The 19,528-nt window shown below is 63.7% G+C and carries 20 protein-coding genes; 10 read left to right on the plus strand and 10 right to left on the minus strand.

Going from position 1 to position 19,528, the window contains the following annotated elements; genetic code table 11:
* Positions 1-21 precede the first annotated feature (21 nt).
* The 4 genes from pgeF to LB515_RS06375 all read left to right on the plus strand — a co-directional run bounded on the left by pgeF (position 22) and on the right by LB515_RS06375 (position 3,768).
* Positions 22-810: a peptidoglycan editing factor PgeF gene (gene pgeF, locus LB515_RS06360; RefSeq protein ID WP_224707120.1), complete on the plus strand. Its 789-nt coding sequence runs from the start codon at positions 22-24 to the stop codon at positions 808-810.
* On the plus strand, positions 810-1,961 hold the full coding sequence (locus LB515_RS06365; protein WP_224707121.1) for a M24 family metallopeptidase: 1,152 nt from the start codon (positions 810-812) through the stop codon (positions 1,959-1,961). Before pgeF ends, LB515_RS06365 begins: the two co-directional genes overlap by 1 nt.
* A 55-nt stretch (positions 1,962-2,016) precedes the next feature.
* A complete protein-coding gene (locus tag LB515_RS06370; protein WP_224707122.1) occupies positions 2,017-2,643 on the plus strand; it encodes a hypothetical protein in 627 nt (208 codons plus the stop codon).
* 189 nt (positions 2,644-2,832) lie between these two features.
* Positions 2,833-3,768, plus strand: a complete 936-nt coding sequence (locus tag LB515_RS06375) for a ribose-phosphate pyrophosphokinase (protein WP_095766529.1) — start codon at positions 2,833-2,835, stop codon at positions 3,766-3,768.
* Here LB515_RS06375 and LB515_RS06380 read toward each other — a convergent pair whose 3' ends face one another.
* Both LB515_RS06380 and LB515_RS06385 read right to left on the minus strand, forming a co-directional pair.
* The gene (locus LB515_RS06380) at positions 3,769-4,335 is read right to left on the minus strand and encodes a dihydrofolate reductase family protein (RefSeq protein ID WP_224707123.1); all 567 of its coding nucleotides are present in this window, start codon (positions 4,333-4,335) and stop codon (positions 3,769-3,771) included.
* A 116-nt stretch (positions 4,336-4,451) separates the two neighbouring features.
* Positions 4,452-5,321 carry an AraC family transcriptional regulator gene (locus tag LB515_RS06385; RefSeq protein WP_224707124.1) on the minus strand — a complete coding sequence of 290 codons (870 nt, stop codon included), beginning with the start codon at positions 5,319-5,321 and terminating at the stop codon, positions 4,452-4,454.
* A gap of 167 nt (positions 5,322-5,488) precedes the next feature.
* On the opposite strand from LB515_RS06385, the gene LB515_RS06390 reads away from it, so the two are divergent.
* A complete protein-coding gene (locus tag LB515_RS06390) occupies positions 5,489-6,718 on the plus strand; it encodes an MFS transporter (protein WP_224707125.1) in 1,230 nt (409 codons plus the stop codon).
* A gap of 152 nt (positions 6,719-6,870) precedes the next feature.
* Here the strand turns inward: LB515_RS06390 and LB515_RS06395 are convergent, their stop codons facing one another.
* Positions 6,871-8,157, minus strand: a complete 1,287-nt coding sequence (locus LB515_RS06395) for a glycosyltransferase (RefSeq protein ID WP_224707126.1) — start codon at positions 8,155-8,157, stop codon at positions 6,871-6,873.
* 267 nt (positions 8,158-8,424) lie between these two features.
* On the minus strand, positions 8,425-9,282 hold the full coding sequence (locus tag LB515_RS06400) for an alpha/beta fold hydrolase (RefSeq protein ID WP_224604465.1): 858 nt from the start codon (positions 9,280-9,282) through the stop codon (positions 8,425-8,427).
* Positions 9,283-9,426: 144 nt separating this feature from the next.
* On the opposite strand from LB515_RS06400, the gene LB515_RS06405 reads away from it, so the two are divergent.
* Positions 9,427-9,876, plus strand: a complete 450-nt coding sequence (locus LB515_RS06405; protein WP_224636604.1) for a MarR family winged helix-turn-helix transcriptional regulator — start codon at positions 9,427-9,429, stop codon at positions 9,874-9,876.
* Between the two features lie 40 nt (positions 9,877-9,916).
* On the opposite strand, the gene LB515_RS06410 is transcribed toward LB515_RS06405, so the two are convergent.
* The 6 genes from LB515_RS06410 to LB515_RS06435 all read right to left on the minus strand — a co-directional run bounded on the left by LB515_RS06410 (position 9,917) and on the right by LB515_RS06435 (position 15,353).
* On the minus strand, positions 9,917-10,678 hold the full coding sequence (locus tag LB515_RS06410) for an ABC transporter ATP-binding protein (RefSeq protein WP_224636605.1): 762 nt from the start codon (positions 10,676-10,678) through the stop codon (positions 9,917-9,919).
* Between the two features lie 17 nt (positions 10,679-10,695).
* Positions 10,696-11,691 (minus strand): ABC transporter substrate-binding protein, encoded by a 996-nt coding sequence (locus LB515_RS06415; protein ID WP_224707127.1) that lies wholly within the window; start codon positions 11,689-11,691, stop codon positions 10,696-10,698.
* A gap of 47 nt (positions 11,692-11,738) precedes the next feature.
* Entirely contained in the window at positions 11,739-12,587 is an 849-nt protein-coding gene (locus LB515_RS06420) for an ABC transporter permease (RefSeq protein ID WP_224707128.1), read from the minus strand.
* A gap of 22 nt (positions 12,588-12,609) precedes the next feature.
* Positions 12,610-13,974 (minus strand): LLM class flavin-dependent oxidoreductase, encoded by a 1,365-nt coding sequence (locus LB515_RS06425; RefSeq protein WP_224707129.1) that lies wholly within the window; start codon positions 13,972-13,974, stop codon positions 12,610-12,612.
* Positions 13,975-14,010: 36 nt separating this feature from the next.
* Positions 14,011-14,568 (minus strand): FMN reductase, encoded by a 558-nt coding sequence (gene msuE / locus LB515_RS06430; RefSeq protein ID WP_095766519.1) that lies wholly within the window; start codon positions 14,566-14,568, stop codon positions 14,011-14,013.
* Positions 14,569-14,708: 140 nt separating this feature from the next.
* Positions 14,709-15,353, minus strand: coding sequence for a glutathione S-transferase family protein (locus tag LB515_RS06435; protein ID WP_224606078.1), 645 nt, complete (start codon positions 15,351-15,353; stop codon positions 14,709-14,711).
* Between the two features lie 344 nt (positions 15,354-15,697).
* Between LB515_RS06435 and LB515_RS06440 the strand changes: the two genes are divergently transcribed.
* From LB515_RS06440 to corA, 4 genes are all read left to right on the plus strand, one after another.
* Entirely contained in the window at positions 15,698-16,339 is a 642-nt protein-coding gene (locus tag LB515_RS06440; protein WP_095766518.1) for a 50S ribosomal protein L25/general stress protein Ctc, read from the plus strand.
* A 111-nt stretch (positions 16,340-16,450) separates the two neighbouring features.
* On the plus strand, positions 16,451-17,173 hold the full coding sequence (pth, locus tag LB515_RS06445) for an aminoacyl-tRNA hydrolase (protein ID WP_224707130.1): 723 nt from the start codon (positions 16,451-16,453) through the stop codon (positions 17,171-17,173).
* A 198-nt stretch (positions 17,174-17,371) separates the two neighbouring features.
* Positions 17,372-18,475, plus strand: coding sequence for a redox-regulated ATPase YchF (gene ychF / locus LB515_RS06450; RefSeq protein ID WP_224626820.1), 1,104 nt, complete (start codon positions 17,372-17,374; stop codon positions 18,473-18,475).
* Positions 18,476-18,494: 19 nt separating this feature from the next.
* Positions 18,495-19,469 carry a magnesium/cobalt transporter CorA gene (gene corA / locus LB515_RS06455; RefSeq protein WP_140543249.1) on the plus strand — a complete coding sequence of 325 codons (975 nt, stop codon included), beginning with the start codon at positions 18,495-18,497 and terminating at the stop codon, positions 19,467-19,469.
* The last annotated feature ends 59 nt before the right edge of the window (positions 19,470-19,528 follow it).

The following is a 19,528-nucleotide window of genomic DNA, read 5'->3' on the forward strand; positions in this document are numbered from 1 at the left end:
GCACGGACGACAAACCCAACCATGCTGAATCAGACCAGACCCGATCCAGTGCGCTCGCCGCTGCTTGAAAAGGCGCAAGGCATGCGCCACGGCTATTTCACGCGCATCGGCGGCGTCTCCGACGGCATCTATCGGGGGCTCAACATCGGCACGGGCTCCAGCGACGATCAGACACTGGTCGCCGAGAACCGGCGGCGCGTTGCCGCCTGGATGGGCGTGCCGGCGGATCATCTGTTGACCGCGCACCAGGTCCATTCGCCGGATGTCGTCGTCGCCAGGGAACCCTTCGCTGGTCCTCGCCCAAAGGCCGACGCCATCGTCACCGACCGTCCGGGCATCGCTATCGGCGCCTCGACCGCCGATTGCGGGCCGGTTCTCTTCGCCGATGCCGAGGCGCGCGTCATCGGTGCCGCCCATGCGGGCTGGAAGGGTGCCTTCACCGGCGTGCTCGAGAATACCGTCGCCGCGATGGAGAGCCTCGGCGCCAGTCGCGAGCGCATCGTCGCCGTGCTCGGTCCTTCCATCGGCCCCGACAATTACGAGGTCGGGCCGGAATTCGTCGCCCGCTTCGTCGAGGCCGACGCCGGCAATCACCGCTATTTCAGGCCATCGAGGACCGCCGGCCACTCGATGTTCGATCTCAACCGATATACGGTCGACCGGCTGCGCAAGGCCGGCGTGACCGCTGAGGGGCTTGGCCGCTGCACCTATGCGGAAGAAGACCTGTTCTATTCCTACCGGCGCACCACACACCGCAAGGAAGCGGATTACGGGCGCCAGGTTTCGGCAATCGTTCTGGAGAAAGAATAATGGCGCTGCATTTCGAACGTTCGGAATTCGACGCGCGGCGCGACCGGCTGCTGATCGAGCTGGCCGAGAAGAAGCTCGACGCCGTGCTCCTGTTCGCGCAGGAGAGCATGTATTGGCTGACCGGCTACGACACGTTCGGCTTCTGCTTCTTCCAGTGCCTGGTGGTGAAGGCCGACGGCTCGATGGTGCTGCTCACCCGTTCCGCCGATCTGAGACAGGCGCGCCATACCTCGACCATCGAGAACATCGTGCTGTGGACCGATCGCCAGGGCGCCAATCCGGCGATCGACCTGCGCAACCTGCTTAACGACCTCGATCTGCTCGGCGCCCGCATCGGCGTCGAATACGACACCCATGGCTTGACCGCCTACAATGGCCGCCGCCTGGACGAGCAGTTGCAGACCTTCGGCCAGATCGCCGATGCTTCCGGCATCGTCGGCCGGCTGCGCCTGTTCAAGAGCCCGGCCGAGATCGCCAAGGCGGAAAAGGCCGCCAATCTTTCCGACGACGCGCTGGATGCCGCCCTGCCCCTGATCAAGCAAGGCGGCGACGAAGGGCTGATCCTTGCCGCCATGCAGGGCGCGGTCTTTGCCGGCGGCGGCGACTACCCCGCCAACGAATACATCATCGGCTCCGGCGCCGATGCCTTGCTCTGCCGCTACAAGGCCGGCCGCCGCAAGCTCACCAAGAACGACCAGCTGACGCTCGAATGGGCCGGCGTCTTCCACCACTACCATGCCCCCATGATGCGTACCGTTTTGACCGGCAAGGTGTCGAAACGTCATCAGGAATTGTTCGACGCTTCCCGCGCCGCCCTGCTCGCGGTCGAAAAGGCGATGACGCCGGGCAACACTTTCGGCGATGTCTTCGACGCGCATGCCCGCACGCTCGAAACGCACAATCTGACCAAGCACCGGCTGAACGCCTGCGGCTATTCGGTCGGCGCCCGCTTCACGCCGTCCTGGATGGACATGCCGATGTTCTACCAGGGCAACACGGAACCGATCGCGCCCAACATGACGCTGTTCGCGCACATGATCATCATGGACTCTGAGACCGAGACCGCGATGACGCTTGGCCGCACCTACCTCACCACGGAATCGGCGCCGAAGCCGCTGTCGCGCCATGATCTCGACTTGATCGTGCAGTGAATCCATAATCGTTCGTTCACGCGGGGGCGTTCGCCAGCAGGGAGTTTTCAGGCAAATGAGACGATCGCAGGTGACGACCGTGTCATTGCTTGCGGCGCTGGCGCTTGGCGCCTGCACCAATGCCAAGGACGTGCTCGAACCTTCGGCGATCACCCCGCCGGCGGGCTCGGCCCAGTCCTCGGCCGCTTCGCAGGGCACATCGACGACGGCCACAACCCCGACCACGACCGCGCCCGCCCCTTCGCCCGCGCCTTCCACCACAGCATCGCCCGCGACATCCAGGACACCGGCCCAGACCGCGGCTGTCTCCAAGACGCGGCTGCAGGTGGCGCCGATCGTCGGCGCGTCCGTGGAGGCTGCGGCGCCCTTGACGGCGGAACTGCAGGCCCGTGCCCGGCAGCGCGGCCTGACGCTTGTCGGCAGCACCGACCAAACGGCCACGCATGTGCTTAAGGGCTATTTTTCGACGATGTCCGAGGGCAAGGACACGACCGTCATCTATGTATGGGACATCTACGACCCCTCCGGCAATCGCCTGCACCGCATCAATGGCCAGCAGAAGGCGCCCGCGGCCGGCAGCGGCGAAGGCTGGCCCACGGTGGCGCCCGCGACCATGCAGGCCATTGCCGACCAGACGATCGACCAGTTCGCCGCCTGGCTCGGCAGCGGCGGCGCCGGTTGACCGGACCAGCGCGGGCCGAACTGTTGCCGGCCAAACTGTTGCCGGCTTGCGATGTTTTCCGTGTTTGTTGCGGCCGCCGGAAGGATTCCCCACGACGAGGCTTGCAATACCGGCCCGGCCCGCTAAAAGCCCGCTTAAAAGGCGCATGAGAGTCTCTCCGGCCTCTCCATCCTTCACCAGGAACGGTGCATGAAGCTTTTCGCGGGCAATTCCAATCGGGTGCTGGCCGAGGCGGTCGCTCGCTATCTCAACGTCCCGCTGGGCAAGGCCAGCGTCAGGCGCTTCGCCGACCAGGAAATCTTCGTCGAGATCCAGGAAAACGTGCGCGGCGAGGATGTCTTCATCCTGCAATCGACCTCTTATCCGACCAACGACCATCTGATGGAACTGCTCATCATGATGGACGCCTTCATGCGCTCCTCGGCGCGGCGCATCACGGCGGTCATCCCCTATTTCGGCTATGCAAGGCAGGACCGCCGCGCCTCGGGCCGCACGCCGATCTCGGCCAAGCTGGTCGCCAATATGATCACCCGCGCCGGCGCCGACCGCGTGCTGACGCTTGATCTCCATGCCGGCCAGATCCAGGGTTTCTTCGACATCCCGACCGACAATCTGTTCTCGGTGCCGGTGATGGCCCGCGACGTGAAGGCCAAGTACAAGCAGCTCGGCAATGTCGTCGTCGTGTCGCCCGACATTGGCGGCGTGGTGCGGGCGCGCGCGCTGGCCAAGCGCTTCGACGCGCAGTTGGCTATTGTCGACAAGCGCCGCGAGCGTCCCGGTGAATCGGAAGTCATGAACATCATCGGCGCGGTTGCCGGCAAGGACTGCCTCCTGATCGACGACATCGTCGATTCCGGCGGCACGCTTTGCAACGCGGCCGACGCGCTGCTGGCCAATGGCGCGACCTCCGTCACCGCCTACATCACCCATGGCGTGCTCTCGGGCGGCGCCGTTGCCCGTATCGCCGGCTCGAAGCTGCAGGAACTGGTGATCACCGATTCCATTCAGCCGACGCAGGGCGTGCTCGATGCCCCGAACATCCGTGTCATTTCGATCGCCGACCTGCTGGGCGAAGCGATCTCGCGCACCGCTACCGAGGAATCGGTCTCGAGCCTGTTCGATTGATCAGAAACTGGTTCCGCGGGGCGCATAGCGCAGCAGCGTGACCCCTTGCGCGAGGCGCTCCGTGCCGAGCGGCTTCAACGCCAGCGACAGGCCGGACTGGAAATAGGGCTTGCCGCCGCCCAGCACGACCGGATGCATGTAAAGCCGGTATTCGTCGATTAGGCCGGCACGCGCAAGGTGCCCGGCAAAGTCGGCGCCGGAGACCGAGATCTCGCCATCTTTATCCGCCTTAAGGGTCCTTGCCACCGCCTCCGCATCGGCCTTCACCAGGCGGGCATTCGGCCCGACCTCCTGAAGCGTGGTCGAAAACACGACTTTCGGCGTCTCCCGCCACGCGCGGGCAAAATCCCGCTCGACCTCCTCAGCCGCGATATCGCGTTCCGGGCTGTCCCAGAAGCGCATGGTTTCATACATTCGGCGCCCGCACAGCGCGATCGACGTCCGCCTCATCTCGTCGTTGAAATGCCGATGCAATTCTTCCTCGGGAACCGGCAGGTCGATGTCTCCGCTCGGCCCGGCGATGTAGCCGTCCAGCGATGTCAGCATGGCATAGACGAGCGTTGCCATGGGGGCCTCCGATTTTGCGTTTCTCGGAAAAGAAACATAACTGATTGCAAATTGCAATCAGAATTGGCGCCTAGGCCGAGAACCGGCACACCGGCTCAATGCCGCCGGGCGCTGTTTCACGCGGCGATCGGACCGCCTGTGCGGCGCGGGTTCTCACCGGCATCGCGCGCCCTGCGCAAATAGCCGCGCGGCGATGTGCCGAGCATGCGCTTGAACATCGTGATGAAGGCCGGCACGCTGTCATAGCCGAGATCGAGCGCCACCCTGGTGATCGGCTCGCCGTCGGCGAGCCTTGGCAACGCCGCGAAAAGGCAGGCCTGCTGGCGCCAGGTCGACAGCGACAGCCCGGTCTGGCGATGGAAGGCGCGGGTGAAAGAGCGCCGGCTCATGCCCGCGGCATCCGCCCATTCGTCGATCGTCGCATGCGGCGAAGGGGCCGCCACGAAACGCCGGCAAAGCGCCGCGAGCTTCGGATCGGACGGGAAAGGCAAGCCGAGCGGCCGTTCCGGCAGGTTCGGGATCTCGTGCAGCAGCAGTCCCATGACGAGCGCCGCCCGCCCTTCGAGCTCGCCGCCCTGCGGCAGCTTCTCCGATTCAACGATCAGGCTGTGCATCAGCTCGGTAATGCCGACGACGCGCAAGCTGTCCGGCAGGCCGGCAATGGCGCCCGGCATCACATAGACCGAGCGCATCGAGACGTCGCCCAGCATCTCGACGGAATGCTGGATGCCGGCTGGTATCCACATCGCATGGTCGGGCGGCACCATCCAGCGCCCATGCCTGGTCGTCACCAGGACCACGCCGACCAGCGCGTGCAGCAGCTGGCTGCGGCTGTGGCGGTGCTGCGGCACGTGATAGCCGTCCGGGTATTCGGTCGGCAGCGCGACCGCCGGCCCGACAGCCTGTTCCAGCCATTGCCAGCGGCTTTCATGCAGCCGGCCGAGCTCGGCGGCGTCGCCCTTGAATATCTCCTTGCCATGCGGCATCGATGTGGCCCACTTGCGAAACTATTGGACCAAACCACGAAAGAAGTCGCTTGGCAACGGGCCTATAAGGCCGGCTGCGGTTCGGCCCGCCCAGAGCATGATCCCGAAAAGTGGGAACCGGTTTTCGGAAAAGACCATGCTCCAACAAGAGACTACGGAGCATTGCCTTGACTGATACGACCGCCACCTCCGTCGCCGCACCGGCGCCGGCAAGCAACATCTCGGCGCAGGCGACGGCCTTCACCGTCATTCTTGCGGTGAGCTTCTGCCACTGCGTCAACGACATCATGCAGTCGCTGCTTTCGGCGATCTATCCGCTGCTCAAGGACAATTACGGTCTCGATTTCTGGCAGATCGGCCTTTTGACCTTCACCTTCCAGGTGACGGCCTCGCTGCTGCAGCCGGTGATCGGCATGATCACCGACAAGAAGCCGATGCCCTACTCCTTGCCTTGGGGCATGGCCTCGTCGCTGGTCGGCCTGGTGGTGCTCGCCCATGCCGGTCATTACTGGCTGCTCTTGATCGGCGCCTCGCTGATCGGCATCGGCTCGGCGATCTTCCATCCGGAATCCTCGCGTATCGCCCGCTTCGCCTCGGGCGGCCGGTTCGGCCTGGCGCAATCGCTGTTCCAGGTGGGCGGCAATTTCGGCCAGGCCATGGGGCCGCTGCTCGCCGCCTTCATCGTCGTGCCCTTCGGCCAGACCAGCATTTCCTGGTTCGCCGTCGGCTCGCTGATCGGCATCGTCGTGCTGTGGCAGGTCGGCGGCTGGTACAGCCGGCTGCGCGCCTCGCTGGCCACCCGCAAGCAGGCTGCCCATGTCTCGCCCTTCGCGCGCAAGAAGGTCATGTGGGCATTGGCCGTGCTGACGCTGCTGGTGCTGACCAAGAACGCCTATATCGCCTCGCTCTCCAGCTACTACACCTTCTATGCCATGCATAAATTCGGCGTTTCGGTGCAGATGAGCCAGGTGATGCTGTTCCTCTTCCTCGGCGCCTCGGCGCTGGGCATCCTGCTCGGCGGCCCCTTCGGCGACCGCTATGGACAGAAGGCGATGATCTGGTTCTCGATCGTCGGCGTGCTGCCCTTCACGCTGGCGCTGCCCTACGCCAACCTGGAATGGACGATGGTGCTTACCGTGCTGATCGGCCTGATCCTGTCGTCGGCCTTCTCCAACATCGTCGTCTTCGCGCAGGAGCTGGTTCCGGGCCGCGTCGGCATGATCGCCGGTATCTTCTTCGGCTTCGCCTTCGGCATGGGCGGCATCGCCGCCGCGGTGCTCGGCGTCGTCGCCGACATGAAGGGCATCGACTTCGTCTACCAGATCTGCTCGTACCTGCCCTTCCTCGGCCTGCTGACTGTTTTCCTGCCCAACATGAAGGGAGCGCGGAAGGCCTGAGCCGATCGGATCAGCGGCCAAGCTGCCGTTCAACAAAAGATCGCCGCCGGGTTCGGAGCCTTGAAGGTTTCGGAGCCGGCGGCGGCGTCCCATGGCGCGACGCTTGCTTTATCCAACAAGCAGCTTCTTCCCTCGCCGCCCTCGCGACGAGATCAGCTCCTTCCCCTCAAACCCAGGCGTTGCAAAAGGCCGTGAAGAAAGAGGCCCCGGCCATCGGCTGGCTTCGCCGCCGGCTGGCGTTGCCGCCTCGGCAGCGCTGCAAACAGCTCGGGAAGCTTTCGGAGCGTCGAACTCCAAAGCAGCGTGTCGAGCTGCGCGATGTCCGCCGAATTCAGCTCTTCAGGCTCGCTTCTGAGCGCCTGGGCAAGCACATCCCGGAAGTCTTCCGGCCTGTCCGCCAGTCGGACATTCGGCCAATGCTGGAATTGCTCGTAGCCGCGCAACGCGAAGGATGTCGCCACGACCGGCTTGCGGTTGTACAGCGCTTCCGCGGTCTTGATATTCGTGCCGCCGCCCTCGACGATCGGAAGCATCACGACGTCCGCAAGCTCGATCAGCGCGCTGAGGTTCGCGCCGTCCTGCATGCCGAGCAGCTCGATCCGGGCATTGTCGGCGCCACGGTGCCGCAGGAATCCGGGATCGTTGCGGATCTGGTCGGCAACGCCGCCAACCACCACAATCCGTTCCGAGGCTGAGAGAAAACCAAGGTCCGGATCCGTCATCTGGAGAAAACCGCGGGCGTTGGGCGGATGGCCCGACCCGACGAACAGCGCCGTGCGCAGGCCGGCGAACCGCGATGCCCAACGATCGAGGCCGACGGGCGTTTCCCGCGGCCATACGCCGTTGGCGGCGACCACCACGCTTGGATTGAGCTTGCGAAAATGGGCTGCATCCTGCTCGCTGACCGCGACCACCAGGTCCGCCTTTGCGGCAAGATCGGACTCGATGTCCGCCGCACGTCGAGCGCTCCAGAGGTCCGTTCCCGCGCCGGCAATCGCGGCCTCTTGCGCCAGCAAGTGCTGTTCGACATTGTGCGAGCTGTAGACGATTGAAAAATTCGCCTCGGGCGAGCACGTTTCAACATACTCACGCAAAGCCGGCCAAAGCCAGCCCTGCTCCACGGCAATGACATCCGGCCTGAAGTCGTCGAGAAATCTTGCGATTTCAAGGCGATGGGAGCTGCTGCGCGCGATGAATTCGGCGGTGGCAACATCGGAGCGCCATTTACGCCTGGCCATCTGCTTGCGAAACCGGCGCGGCATCTCGATGAAAAGATCGCCGGCCTCCATTTCCCGCCTGGCGCCGCGGTTGGGAGTAACGAGGACATGGCGTGTTTCCCATCCACAATCCCGCAGGACCTTGTGGATGGCGTTCGCCCGCAGCTGGCCGCCCTGGACCGGCTGCCGGATCGGATACGTTCCCAGCGAAACATATCTCATCGGATCAGCGTGATGCTGCAATCGCCGGCATCAAGCAGCGATCCTACGACGGCACTCATTTTTTTGCCCCCTTCTTCAGAGGCGACAGTACCATTTTTCGGTGCCGAGTCTGGAGATGATATCGGCGGCCGGGCGCTGACTTCTCGCCGATATCGAAAGGACGGCATAGGGACAATATCGAGCGTCCCCGCCCAACCGCGAAACGATGATCCGTCGTCTTACAGCACCCGCCCGAGGGCGGGTGCTTTCGCGTTTTGGCGGCCAGCCTCAGGCCTTGAAGAAGGCCAGCAGGTCGGCGTTGATGACATCCGCATGGGTCGTTGCCATGCCGTGCGGAAAGCCCTTGTAAACCTTGAGCTCGCCCTTCTTGAGCAGCTTGATCGAGAGGAGCGCGGAGTCGGCGATCGGGACGATCTGGTCATCGTCGCCATGCATGACCAGCACCGGCACGTCGATTTTCTTCAGGTCCTCGGTGAAGTCTGTTTCTGAGAAGGCCTTGATGCAGTCGTAATGCGCCTTGGCGCCGCCCATCATGCCCTGGCGCCACCAATTGTCGATGACACCTTCGGAAGCCTGGGCGCCGGGACGGTTGAAGCCGTAGAACGGGCCGGCCGGCACGTCGTGGAAGAACTGTGCCCGGTTGGCCGCCAGCGCCGCGCGGAAACCGTCGAACACCTCGATCGGCAGGCCGCCGGGATTGGCCGGCGTCTTCAACATGATCGGCGGCACCGCGCCGATCAGCACGGCCTTGGCGACGCGGCCTCCGCCGCCATATTGCGCGACATAGCGCGCGACCTCGCCGCCGCCTGTCGAATGACCGACGTGGATGGCATCCTTGAGGTCGAGATGCTCCGCGAGCGCCGCCACATCCGCGGCATAGGTGTCCATCTCGTTGCCGGTATCGGTCTGACTGGACCTGCCATGGCCGCGCCGGTCGTGGGCGATGACGCGGTAGCCCTGTGCCAGGAAGAACAGCATTTGGGCGTCCCAGTCGTCGCTGCTCAGCGGCCAGCCATGGTGGAAGACGACCGGCTGGCCAGTCCCCCAGTCCTTGTAGAAGATCTGCGTTCCGTCCTTCGTGGTGATCGTGCCGCTGCCCGAACCCGACTTGGTCTGCGAGGTCATCTCAATCTCCTTGTATTAGCGCGATAAACAATATCGCGATAATTATTTCGTAATGAAGATCGAGAGCCTTGTCTACCAAAAAATGTATCGCGATACCATTTCCCGTGATACATAAAGGATGCTCAGTCGGCAAAGGAATGCGCCGTGCCTCTCCCGTTGGACAATCAGCTCTGCTTCACCCTCTACGCCACCAGCATGGCGATCAACCGCACCTACAAGCCGATGCTGGACGAGATGGGGATCACCTATCCGCAATATCTCGTGCTCAATGCGCTGGGAGAGACGGACGGCATGTCGGTGGGCAGCATCGCGCATCGGCTGGCCCTCGAATCGAGCACCATCACGCCGCTGGTGAAACGCATGGAACAGGCAGGCCTTGTCACCCGCCAGCGCAGCCAGACGGACGAGCGCCAGGTGCAGGTCGATCTCACCGCCGCCGGACGTGCTCTGCTCGTCCGGTGCAATTGCCTGAACGAGACCCTGATCGAGCGCTCAGGCATGAAACTGGCTGAACTCGATGCGCTGAACCGGCAAATCCAGGCGCTGCGCAATGCTTTAAGCGGCGACCAGATGGTGGACACCGCCGAAGGCTAATCGAGATTCAAAGTCGGACTGGCATCACCTGAATATCACCCTAGTGCAGGCCGAACTCGCGTAACAACTCCTCGCGATAGCGCACGAAGCGGCTTTCGCTGCGCTCGCGCGGCCGCGGCAGATCGACATCGATCAGTCGCGCCGCGCCGCCTTTCTCCCTGGGCAGGATCAGCACCCTGTCGGCAAGATAGATCGCCTCTTCAAGGTCATGGGTCACCATGACCATGGTGACATTCTCCTCGCTCCAGATGCGCGCCAGCTCCTCCTGCATGGAGATCTTGGTCATGGCGTCGAGCGCCCCGAGCGGCTCGTCGAGCAGCAGGATTTCCGGCTGCACCGTCAGTGCCCTGGCGATGCCGACGCGCTGCGCCATGCCGCCGGAGAGCTGCCTGGGATATGCATCGCTGAATTCGGCAAGGCCGACCAGGGCGACATAGAAACGCGCCCGCTTCTCGGCCTCCGCCTTGGCAATGCCGCGCACTTCGAGACCGAAGGCGACATTGCCGAGCACAGTCAGCCAGGGCAGCAGCCGCGGCTCCTGGAAAATTACCGCCCGCTCTTCGCCGACGCCCTCAATCCGCTTGCCGTCGATCGCGACGGCGCCGCCATCGGCCCGCTCCAGCCCGGCAAGGATGCGCAGCAGCGTCGTCTTGCCGGAACCGCTTGCGCCGACAATGACCAGGCATTCGCCGGAGCGGATATCGAGATTGAGCGAGCGCAGCACGGCAAGCTGCCGCCCGGCGAGTGCGAAGGATTTCGACAGGTCGCGGATCGTGACATCGCCGCCGCGTGCCGTGGGCATGGTTTGCGTCTCCGTGCTCAATTGGTCTTGGTTTCGCCGAGACGGTAGAGAATGTCGGAAGCCTTGAGCTTGCCTTTCGGCAGCCGGCCGTCGCGCTCGAGGATATTCACCCAGAACTCGACGTCGCGGTCGGTCACCGCCGCCTTCTCGCGCAGGCCGAAGCCGGTCCAGTAGCGCGCCAGCTCGCCATTCTCGCCACGCCTGTTGAGAATGTCGGCTAGCAGCTTGCGCGTCTCGTCCGGATTTTGCCGCGACCAGTCCGACGCGCGCGCCGACTGTTCGACGAAGTTGTGGGCCGCATCCGGATTCGCCGTGATGAAATCACGACGCAGCACGACGAAGCCACCGGCGATTTCGCCGAGCACGTCGGTATCGTTGAAGACGCCGCGCACGCCGCCATTGCTGACCAGTTGGCCCGCAAACGTCGCTTGCCAATAACCCAGCCCGGCAATATCGACCTGACGCGAGCGCAAGGTCTGTTCGAGCTGCGGCCCGGGCACCACGACCAGCTTGGCCGCGTCCGGCGGCAGGCCAACGCTGTGCAGCGCCTCGCGCACCGTATAGTCGAGATGGGCGCCGAGCGTGTTGACCGAGATCGTCTTGCCGGCAATGTCGGCGATCGATTTGATCGGACTGTCTTCCAGCACGTAGAAGACACTCTTCACGTCCTTGTTGATGCCGTTGCTGGGATAAGCCGCGACGAAGTCGTTGCCGCCGGCGATAGAGTTGATCACCGCCGGCGTGGCTGCCGAGCCCAGGTCGACGCTGCCGGACGCGAGCGCGAACAGCGATTCCGGGCCGCCCGCGGCATAGCCGACATTTTCGAGCTCGATGCCGAGGCCCTTGAAATAGCCGAGCGCGTCGGCCAGCTCATGCGGGGAGATGCTGCCGCGGCTGGCGAGATAGCGGATCTTGACGGATGCGGCTTGCGCCATGGCGATCGACGGCAGGCCGGCGAGAATGCCGGCAGCAAGCGGGGCGCGCAGGAGAAGCGAACGGCGGGTGATGCTCATGATCAAGCCTTTCGTTGTTTTGGGAGTGACGGTGAAGGTTTGGGTGCTTAGCCGGCTGAAACATTCCAACGACACAGCCGCCGCTGCAGGACGACCAGCACCTGGTTGGCGATTAGGCCGAGTGCCGCCAGGATGACGATCGCCGCGAACATCAGCGGAATCTGGAAATTGTACTGGGCATTCATCACCTGGAAGCCGATGCCCTTGTTGGCGCCGATCATCTCCGAGGCGATCAACAGCAGCAGCGCGGTCGTGGCGCCGAGCCGCAACCCGACGAAGATCGACGGCACCGCGCCCGGCAGCACGACGCGGCGGAAAATCGTCAGTCGCCGGGCGCCATAGGCGTGCGCCATTTCGAGCAGCTTCGGGTCGACCTCCTTGACGCCGCTGATGGTGTTGAGCAGCAGCGGAAACAGCGTCGCCCAGAAGATGACGAACACTTTCGAAGCTTCACCCAGTCCCAGAAGCAGGATGAACACCGGGTAGAGCGCCAGCGCCGAGGTCTGACGGAACAGCTGCAGGATCGGGTCGAGCGCGGTCTCCACGGCACGCGCCTGGCCCATGACCAGGCCAAGCGGAATGGCGACGACGACGGCCGCCGCGAATGCAAGGCCGGCACGCTGCAGGCTGATGGCTATGTCGCCGAGCAGGCTGCCGCCAATGAGGCCCTTCCAGAGCGCCGCGACGATCGTGTCGACCGGCGGCAGCACGGCCGAATTGACCCAGCCGCTGCTCGCTGCCACCTGCCAGAACACGAGGAAGCCGAGCAGCACGCCATAACGCGACAGGATTCGCGCCGAAGTCCGCGTCAGGAGGCGCAGCGGCTCCATGCCGGTGCCGCTGCCACCCTCATGCCGGCCGATACCGACCGTCTTTTCGATATGCTGCAAAGTCATCGTCTTGCTCTCGCGTCGGGAATCATTCGGCGGCGAGCACGGTCGAGCGCGCGGCCGTCCACGGGTTCTGCGGCCGCCTCAGGCCAAGATTCTCGCGCAGCGTGCTGCCCTCGTAAGCGGTGCGGAACAGGCCGCGACGCTGCAGCTCCGGGATCACCAGGTCTACGAAATCGTCGAGCGCGCCGGGCAACCATGGCGGCAGGATGTTGAAGCCGTCGGCGCCCTCGCTCGTGAACCATTCCTCCAGCTGATCCGCGGCTTGGGCGGCGCTGCCGATGACCGTGTAATGGCCGCGCGCGGTCGCAACCCACTGATAGAGCTGGCGGATCGTGAAATTATGCTCGTCCGCAATCTGGCGGATCAGCGCCTGGCGGCTCTTCATGCCTTCGGTCTCCCTGCTCGGCGGCAGCGGGCCGTCGAGCGGATAGTCCCTGAGGTCGAGCGTCTGGCCGGCAAGTCCGTTGAGCAGCGCCACGCCGTCCTCCGGCAGGATCAGGTCGTTCAGCTGCTGGTATTTGGCACGGGCCTCTTCCTCGGTGCGGCCGACGAAGGGCGCCACGCCCGGCATGATAAGCACCTGCGCCGGATCGCGCCCGGCCGCCGCGACGCGCGCCTTGATGTCGCGATAGAACTCCTGCGCCGAGGCAAGGTTCTGATGCGCGGTGAATATCACCTCGGCCGATGCCGCCGCGAGTCCGCGACCGTCCTCCGACTGTCCCGCCTGCACGACCACCGGATGACCCTGCACCGGACGCGGCACGTTGAGCGGCCCCTTGACGCTGAAATGCGCGCCCTTGTGGTTCACGTCATGCAGCTTGTCCTTGTCGTAGAAACGGCCCGTCTTCTTGTCGCGGATGAAGGCGTCGTCTTCCCAACTGTCCCACAGCGCCTTGACCGTTTCGACATGCTCATGCGCCCGCGCATAGCGCTCGGCGTGATTGGGCTGGACGTCACGATTGAAGTTGCGCGCCGTGTCGTCGCCGGCCGACGTCACCACGTTCCAGCCGGCGCGCCCGTTCGACAACAGATCGAGCGAGGCGAATTTGCGCGCGAGTGTGTACGGTTCTTCATAGGTGGTCGAGGCGGTGGCGATGAAGCCGATATGCGTGGTCAACGGCGCCAGCGCGGCAAACAGTGTCACCGGCTCGAAACCGGCGATCTTGGCGTTGCCGCCTTCACGGGCGCCGAGGCCGATGGTGAGATTGTCAGCCAGGAAATAGGCGTCGAACAGGCCCCGCTCGGCGGTCAGCGCGAGTTGCTTGTGGAACTCGAAATTGGTCGCGCCATCGGCCGGCGCGTCCGGATGACGCCAGGCCGCGACGTGCTGGCCGCCGCCGGGCAGAAAGGCGCCGAGCTTGATCTGTCTGGATGTGCTGGAGCTGGTCATGGCTGATCCTTCGGGTTCCAAAACGACTGCCTGAATTCAGGCGGCGAGGCCGACGCTGCGAGTTTCGCCAACGATGCGCAAAACCTCGGCAACGGCCTGGCGGGCGCGGGCTTGGGTGGCTTCCGACACCAGCACGCCGTCGGTGAAATCCTTGTCGGAAGCGTAGATCGCGGTCGGCATGGTGAGCGCTTCGAAGAATCCGAACAGCGGCCGCAGCTGATGCTCGACGATCAGCGAATGGCGCTCGCCGCCGCCCGTGGCAACGAGAATGATCGGCTTGCCGCGCAGCGACGACGGATCGAGCAGATCGAACAAGTGCTTGAAAAGTCCGGTATAGCTGCCTTTGAAGGTCGGCGACCCCACCACCAGAACGTCGGCGCCGAGCAATTGCTCAACGATATTGCGCGCCGTTTGATCGAGATCGGAAATGCGCCGTGCCGACGGGAACGATAGACCGAGATCTTCAATGTCATGGACCGCCGAGGCCGCCCCGATGCGGCCAGCCGCTTCGTCCGCGATCTGCGTGATAAATGCCTTGGTCTTTGACGGACGGGTCAGATTGCCGGAAAATCCAACCACCAGCTTCTTTGTCATGTTCGGGCTCTCCTCGCGGACATTTCTTCATTAAGGCTACAGATTTTGTAGAATTAAATGAGCGAGAAGATTTCAAAACGCGCCGCGCAAACGGATTGAGTTTGCGCGGGAGAAGCGTTGATTGGTTCAGCCCATGCGGGTCAGGCCTCGACCTTGACCGGAGCCAGTGGAGGCGCCTGAAGTCCCTGGAACGGGTCGCGCCAGGCATCGATCGCCTCGAGCCGGCCATACCAGCGGCGGATAGACGGGTAGTCGTCGAGCGGCAATCGGGCGGCATCGTTGAAAGGCAGGAACGTCGCCATGCGGAAGTCGGCATAGGAGACGGAATTGCCGACCAGCCAATCGCGTCCGGCAAGCTCAGGCTCGAGGATCGCGGCGGCGGCGTGGAACTGCCTCAGTCCCTCCTCGACCAGCGCGCGGTCGATAGGACCAAGCCCATAGCGCTGCTTGGTCCCACGCTCGAAATGCACCATGTCGCAAGCGAAAGCGAACCGTTCCTTGCCCCAGCTGATCCAGCGGATCATGTCCGGCTCGTCCTGCCCGCCGCGCCAGAAATCCGAATGCGTCTCGCGCGAAAGCCGGCAGGCGATGGCGTCGGTCTCCCAAAGGCTCCATCCCGGCCCGACCAGGATCGGCAAGGTCAGATTGGGGTTCAGCGCGCGATAGCGTTCGGCCTGCCCCGGCGCCATGGGCGATGCGAACTCGAACGCGATCTCCGCCTTGAGATGGCGCGCCGTCGCGACCGCGAGGCGAGGATTGGGATTGCGGCTGAACAGAAGCTTCATATTGGTCCCCATGGATTTGGCCACATGCCCGCAGGACGGCTGAGAACTGCGCGTTCCTACATTTGCCGCAAGTCGGATTTCCGGTTTATCCTTTCGGCACCGGAACCGCCCGCAACCCGCCCGGCCAACCGCTTGCACCCTTGCCCGCCTTCCGCTATAGAGCCGCCACCCGCGTAGACACCCTTGGAGGCAACGCGGAGGAAGGCCGGCCAGGCCTGCATGATCCCAAGACGCTTTTGGATCGCCAAACGCATCGACAGATCGTGCAAGGCCGCGACGGCTTTCGACGTTTACGGACGGGTTTGCCGGCCGCGAACGCTCCACAACACGCGAAAGGAAATGCCATGAGCCACGATGCTTATGAGCTGAAAGCCGAAGCGCGCGAACAGGTCGGTAAGGGGTCCGCCCGTGCAGTTCGTCGCGACGGTAAAGTGCCTGCAGTTATCTATGGCGACAAGCAGCCTCCCCTGGCGATTGCGCTCAACTACAAGGACATCTTCTACAAGATCCATGGCGGCGGGTTCCTGACCACGATCGCCACGATCGATGTCGACGGCAAGAAGATCCAGGTCCTGCCGAAGGATTTCCAGCTCGACCCGGTCAAGGATTTTCCTGTCCATGTCGACTTCCTGCGCATCGGCAAGGACACTGAAGTCAATGTCGACGTGCCTGTCCACTTCATCAATGAAGACAAGTCGCCAGGCATCAAGCGCGGCGGCGTGCTCAACATCGTTCGTCACGAAGTCGAGTTCCACTGCCCGGCCAACGCGATCCCGGAGTTCATCACCGTCGATCTCACCGGCACCGACATCGGCGATTCGATCCATATCTCGGCGGTCAAGCTGCCGGCCGGCGTCAAGCCGGTCATCTCCGATCGCGATTTCACCATCGCGACCGTTGCCGGCTCGTCGGCGATGAAGCCGGAGACGGAAGCGACCACGGAAGCTGTGGAAGAGACGGCGGCCCCGGAGGCCGAAGAGAAGTAATTCTCCGAGCCGGATGATTTCATCCGGCTCTAAACCAAAGAAATAGAGCATGATGTTTTCCGAAAACCGCTTCTCACTTTTCGGCATCGTGTTCTAAGTCTGGAGGCGGCGATGCTTGTCTTTGCAGGCCTCGGCAATCCGGGCGCGAAATACGAAAACAACCGGCACAATGTCGGCTTCATGGCGGCGGACGCGATTGCCCGCCGCCATTTCTTTTCGCCCTGGTCGAGAAAATTCCAGGGCCTGGTCTCAGAAGGCACGCTCGGCGGCGAAAAAATCCTGCTGATCAAGCCGCAGACCTTCATGAACCTCTCCGGACAGTCGGTCGGCGAAGCGCTGCGCTTCTACAAGCTCGAACCATCCGCCCTCACCGTCTTCTACGACGAGATCGACCTTGCTGCCGGCAAGCTCCGGGTCAAGGTGGGCGGCGGCTCCGGCGGCCATAACGGCATCCGCTCGCTCGACCAGCATGTCGGCAACGCCTATCGCCGGGTGCGCATCGGCGTCGGCCATCCCGGCGTCAAGGAGATGGTGCACGGCCATGTGCTTGGCGATTTCGCCAAGGCCGACCGCGAGTGGCTCGATGTCCTGCTGGACGCAATCGCCGACGCTGCCGGCTTGCTCGCCATGGGCGACGACAGCTCGTTCATGAACCGGGTCACGCTCGCCTTGCGCGACAAGCTTGTGCCGACCGGCGATGACGACCGCCCGCCGCCCAAGGCGCCGAAGCAGCAAAGCCATGTCCGCCAGGCGCGCCCGCAGCAGCCGGCGGCAAAGCTCCCAGAAAGCGGCCCGATGGCTGCCATGCTGAAGAAGCTCTTTGGCAAGGACTAAAGCATGTCTCCCGAAAGTGGGAACCGGTTTCGGGGTAAAGACATGCGCAAAATCAAAAGACTAAAGCGCAGGGAGCGAATCTAAAAGATCGCGACGCGCTTTAGGCCCTGTCACGATAGAGGCATGGGGCTTGACGTTCGTCACCCCTATCGCCCATAGCCCTCACCAAAATCGAATTTCCGACAGGATTGGACGAACATGGGTTTCAAATGTGGCATCGTTGGCTTGCCCAACGTCGGCAAGTCCACGCTGTTCAACGCGCTGACCAGGACGGCCGCCGCACAGGCCGCCAACTATCCTTTCTGCACCATCGAGCCGAACACCGGCGAGGTGGCGGTGCCTGACCCGCGCCTGCAGAAGATCGCGGCGATCGGCAAGTCGAAGGAGATCATCCCGACCCGCATCTCCTTCGTCGATATCGCCGGCCTGGTGCGCGGCGCCTCCAAGGGCGAAGGGCTGGGCAACCAGTTCCTCGCCAACATTCGCGAGGTCGACGCCATTGTGCATGTGCTGCGCTGCTTCGAGGATGACGACATCACCCATGTCGAAGGCCGTATCGACCCTGTCGCCGACGCCGAGACGGTCGAGACCGAGCTGATGCTCGCCGACCTCGAAAGCCTCGAGCGCCGCATCGCCCAGATCCGCAAGCGCGCCGCCGGCAAGGACAAGGAGGCCATGGCCGTCCTGCCCATGATGGAGGCCGCGCTCGAGCTTCTGCAAGCCGGCAAGCCGACGCGCTTCCTGCTCAACGGCATCGCCGCGGAGGACCTGCGCATCCTGCAGGGGCTGAACCTGCTCACCTCGCATCCCGTTCTCTATGTCTGCAACGTCGCCGAGGCAGACGCCGCCACCGGCAACGAGCACACCAGGGCGGTGGAGAAGATGGCGGCCGCGCAGGGCGCCGGCACGGTTGTGATCTCGGCGGCGATCGAGGCTGAAGTCGCCCAGCTTTCAGACGAGGAGGAAATGGAATTCCTTGCCTCGATCGGCCTCGATGAGCCGGGCCTCAACAAGGTGATCCGCGCCGGCTACGAGCTCCTGCACCTGATCACCTATTTCACCGTCGGACCGAAGGAGACGCGCGCCTGGACGATCCACAAGGGCGATAAGGCGCCGCAGGCGGCCGGCGTCATCCACACCGATTTCGAGCGCGGCTTCATCCGCGCCCAGACGATCGCCTACAACGACTTCGTCACGCTGGGCGGCGAAGCGGCCGCCAAGGAAGCCGGCAAGGCGCGAGACGAAGGCAAGGAATACGTCGTTCAGGACGGCGACATCATGCTGTTCAAGTTCAACACCTGATCTCCAGGGAGACCCGGCGATGATAAAAACCTTCGTCGTGGACAATGATCGCCTGCGTCTTACCGAGGACCTTGCGGCGGATGGCGACAGGGTCGTCTGGGCCGATCTTTTCAACCCGACCAAGGAGGAAGAGGCGCGCATCGAGAGCTGGCTGGGCATTGCCATCCCGACCCGCGAGGAAATGGAAGAGATCGAGATTTCGAGCCGGCTCTATATCGAGGACGGCGGCTACTTCATGACCGCCGTGCTGCCGGCGCAGACCGAGGCCGACGATCCCTTGATGTCGCCGGTGACCTTCGCGCTCGCCGGCAAGAGGCTGATCACCATCCGCTATCATGAGCCCAAGGCCTTCAAGACTTTCCCGCAGCGCGCCGAGAAGGTGGCGACCGGCTGCACCAGCGGCGACACCATCCTGATCGGCCTCCTCGAGGCGATCGTCGATCGCCTGGCCGACATCCTCGAGCGCGCCGGCCGCGAGGTGGAAACGATCTCGCGCGACATTTTCGAGGCGCGCTCGACCAAGGCCTCGAAGCGCAACCGCGATTTCCAGGAGCTCCTCAAAGGCATCGGCCGCAAGGAGGACATCGCTTCCTCGGTCCGCGACAGCCTGATCTCGTTGCAGCGCCTGGCCGGCTTTCTCGCCCATGTCGCTGACCAGACCAAGATGAGCAAGGATGTGCGCGCCCGCATCAAGACGCTGTCGCGCGACGTGCTCTCGCTTGCCGACCATGCCACCTTCCTGTCGCAGAAGATCTCCTTCCTGCTCGACGCCACGCTCGGCATGATCTCGATCGAGCAGAATGCCATCATCAAGATCTTCTCGGTCGCCGCCGTCATCTTCCTGCCGCCGACGCTGGTCGCCTCGATCTACGGCATGAACTTCGACATCATCCCCGAGCTCAAATGGGAGTTCGGCTACCCGTTCGCCATCGCCCTGATGGTCGTCTCGGCAATCCTGCCCTTCTGGTATTTCCGCCGCCGCGGCTGGCTCTGACGGACTTGGCCGGCGACGGCTGGCTTACCAGAAATCACTTGACCAAATCGACTTGGGCC

The organism is Mesorhizobium sp. CA15 (assembly GCF_020165215.1).
In the GTDB taxonomy this organism is placed as follows: Bacteria; Pseudomonadota; Alphaproteobacteria; order Rhizobiales; family Rhizobiaceae; genus Mesorhizobium.

Excerpts from the sequence above, each read along its gene's own strand:
- pgeF (WP_224707120.1), top strand. The coding sequence starts at position 22 with ATGCTGAATCAGACCAGACCCGATCCAGTGCGCTCGCCGCTGCTTGAA.
- LB515_RS06420 (WP_224707128.1), bottom strand. The coding sequence starts at position 12,587 with ATGACTTTGCAGCATATCGAAAAGACGGTCGGTATCGGCCGGCATGAG.
- LB515_RS06370 (WP_224707122.1), top strand. The coding sequence starts at position 2,017 with ATGAGACGATCGCAGGTGACGACCGTGTCATTGCTTGCGGCGCTGGCG.
- LB515_RS06385 (WP_224707124.1), bottom strand. The coding sequence starts at position 5,321 with ATGCCGCATGGCAAGGAGATATTCAAGGGCGACGCCGCCGAGCTCGGC.
- msuE (WP_095766519.1), bottom strand. The coding sequence starts at position 14,568 with ATGACAAAGAAGCTGGTGGTTGGATTTTCCGGCAATCTGACCCGTCCG.
- LB515_RS06440 (WP_095766518.1), top strand. The coding sequence starts at position 15,698 with ATGAGCCACGATGCTTATGAGCTGAAAGCCGAAGCGCGCGAACAGGTC.
- ychF (WP_224626820.1), top strand. The coding sequence starts at position 17,372 with ATGGGTTTCAAATGTGGCATCGTTGGCTTGCCCAACGTCGGCAAGTCC.
- pth (WP_224707130.1), top strand. The coding sequence starts at position 16,451 with ATGCTTGTCTTTGCAGGCCTCGGCAATCCGGGCGCGAAATACGAAAAC.
- corA (WP_140543249.1), top strand. The coding sequence starts at position 18,495 with ATGATAAAAACCTTCGTCGTGGACAATGATCGCCTGCGTCTTACCGAG.
- LB515_RS06400 (WP_224604465.1), bottom strand. The coding sequence starts at position 9,282 with ATGACCTCGCAGACCAAGTCGGGTTCGGGCAGCGGCACGATCACCACG.
- LB515_RS06380 (WP_224707123.1), bottom strand. The coding sequence starts at position 4,335 with ATGGCAACGCTCGTCTATGCCATGCTGACATCGCTGGACGGCTACATC.
- LB515_RS06415 (WP_224707127.1), bottom strand. The coding sequence starts at position 11,691 with ATGAGCATCACCCGCCGTTCGCTTCTCCTGCGCGCCCCGCTTGCTGCC.
- LB515_RS06375 (WP_095766529.1), top strand. The coding sequence starts at position 2,833 with ATGAAGCTTTTCGCGGGCAATTCCAATCGGGTGCTGGCCGAGGCGGTC.
- LB515_RS06365 (WP_224707121.1), top strand. The coding sequence starts at position 810 with ATGGCGCTGCATTTCGAACGTTCGGAATTCGACGCGCGGCGCGACCGG.
- LB515_RS06395 (WP_224707126.1), bottom strand. The coding sequence starts at position 8,157 with ATGAGATATGTTTCGCTGGGAACGTATCCGATCCGGCAGCCGGTCCAG.
- LB515_RS06410 (WP_224636605.1), bottom strand. The coding sequence starts at position 10,678 with ATGCCCACGGCACGCGGCGGCGATGTCACGATCCGCGACCTGTCGAAA.
- LB515_RS06425 (WP_224707129.1), bottom strand. The coding sequence starts at position 13,974 with ATGACCAGCTCCAGCACATCCAGACAGATCAAGCTCGGCGCCTTTCTG.
- LB515_RS06435 (WP_224606078.1), bottom strand. The coding sequence starts at position 15,353 with ATGAAGCTTCTGTTCAGCCGCAATCCCAATCCTCGCCTCGCGGTCGCG.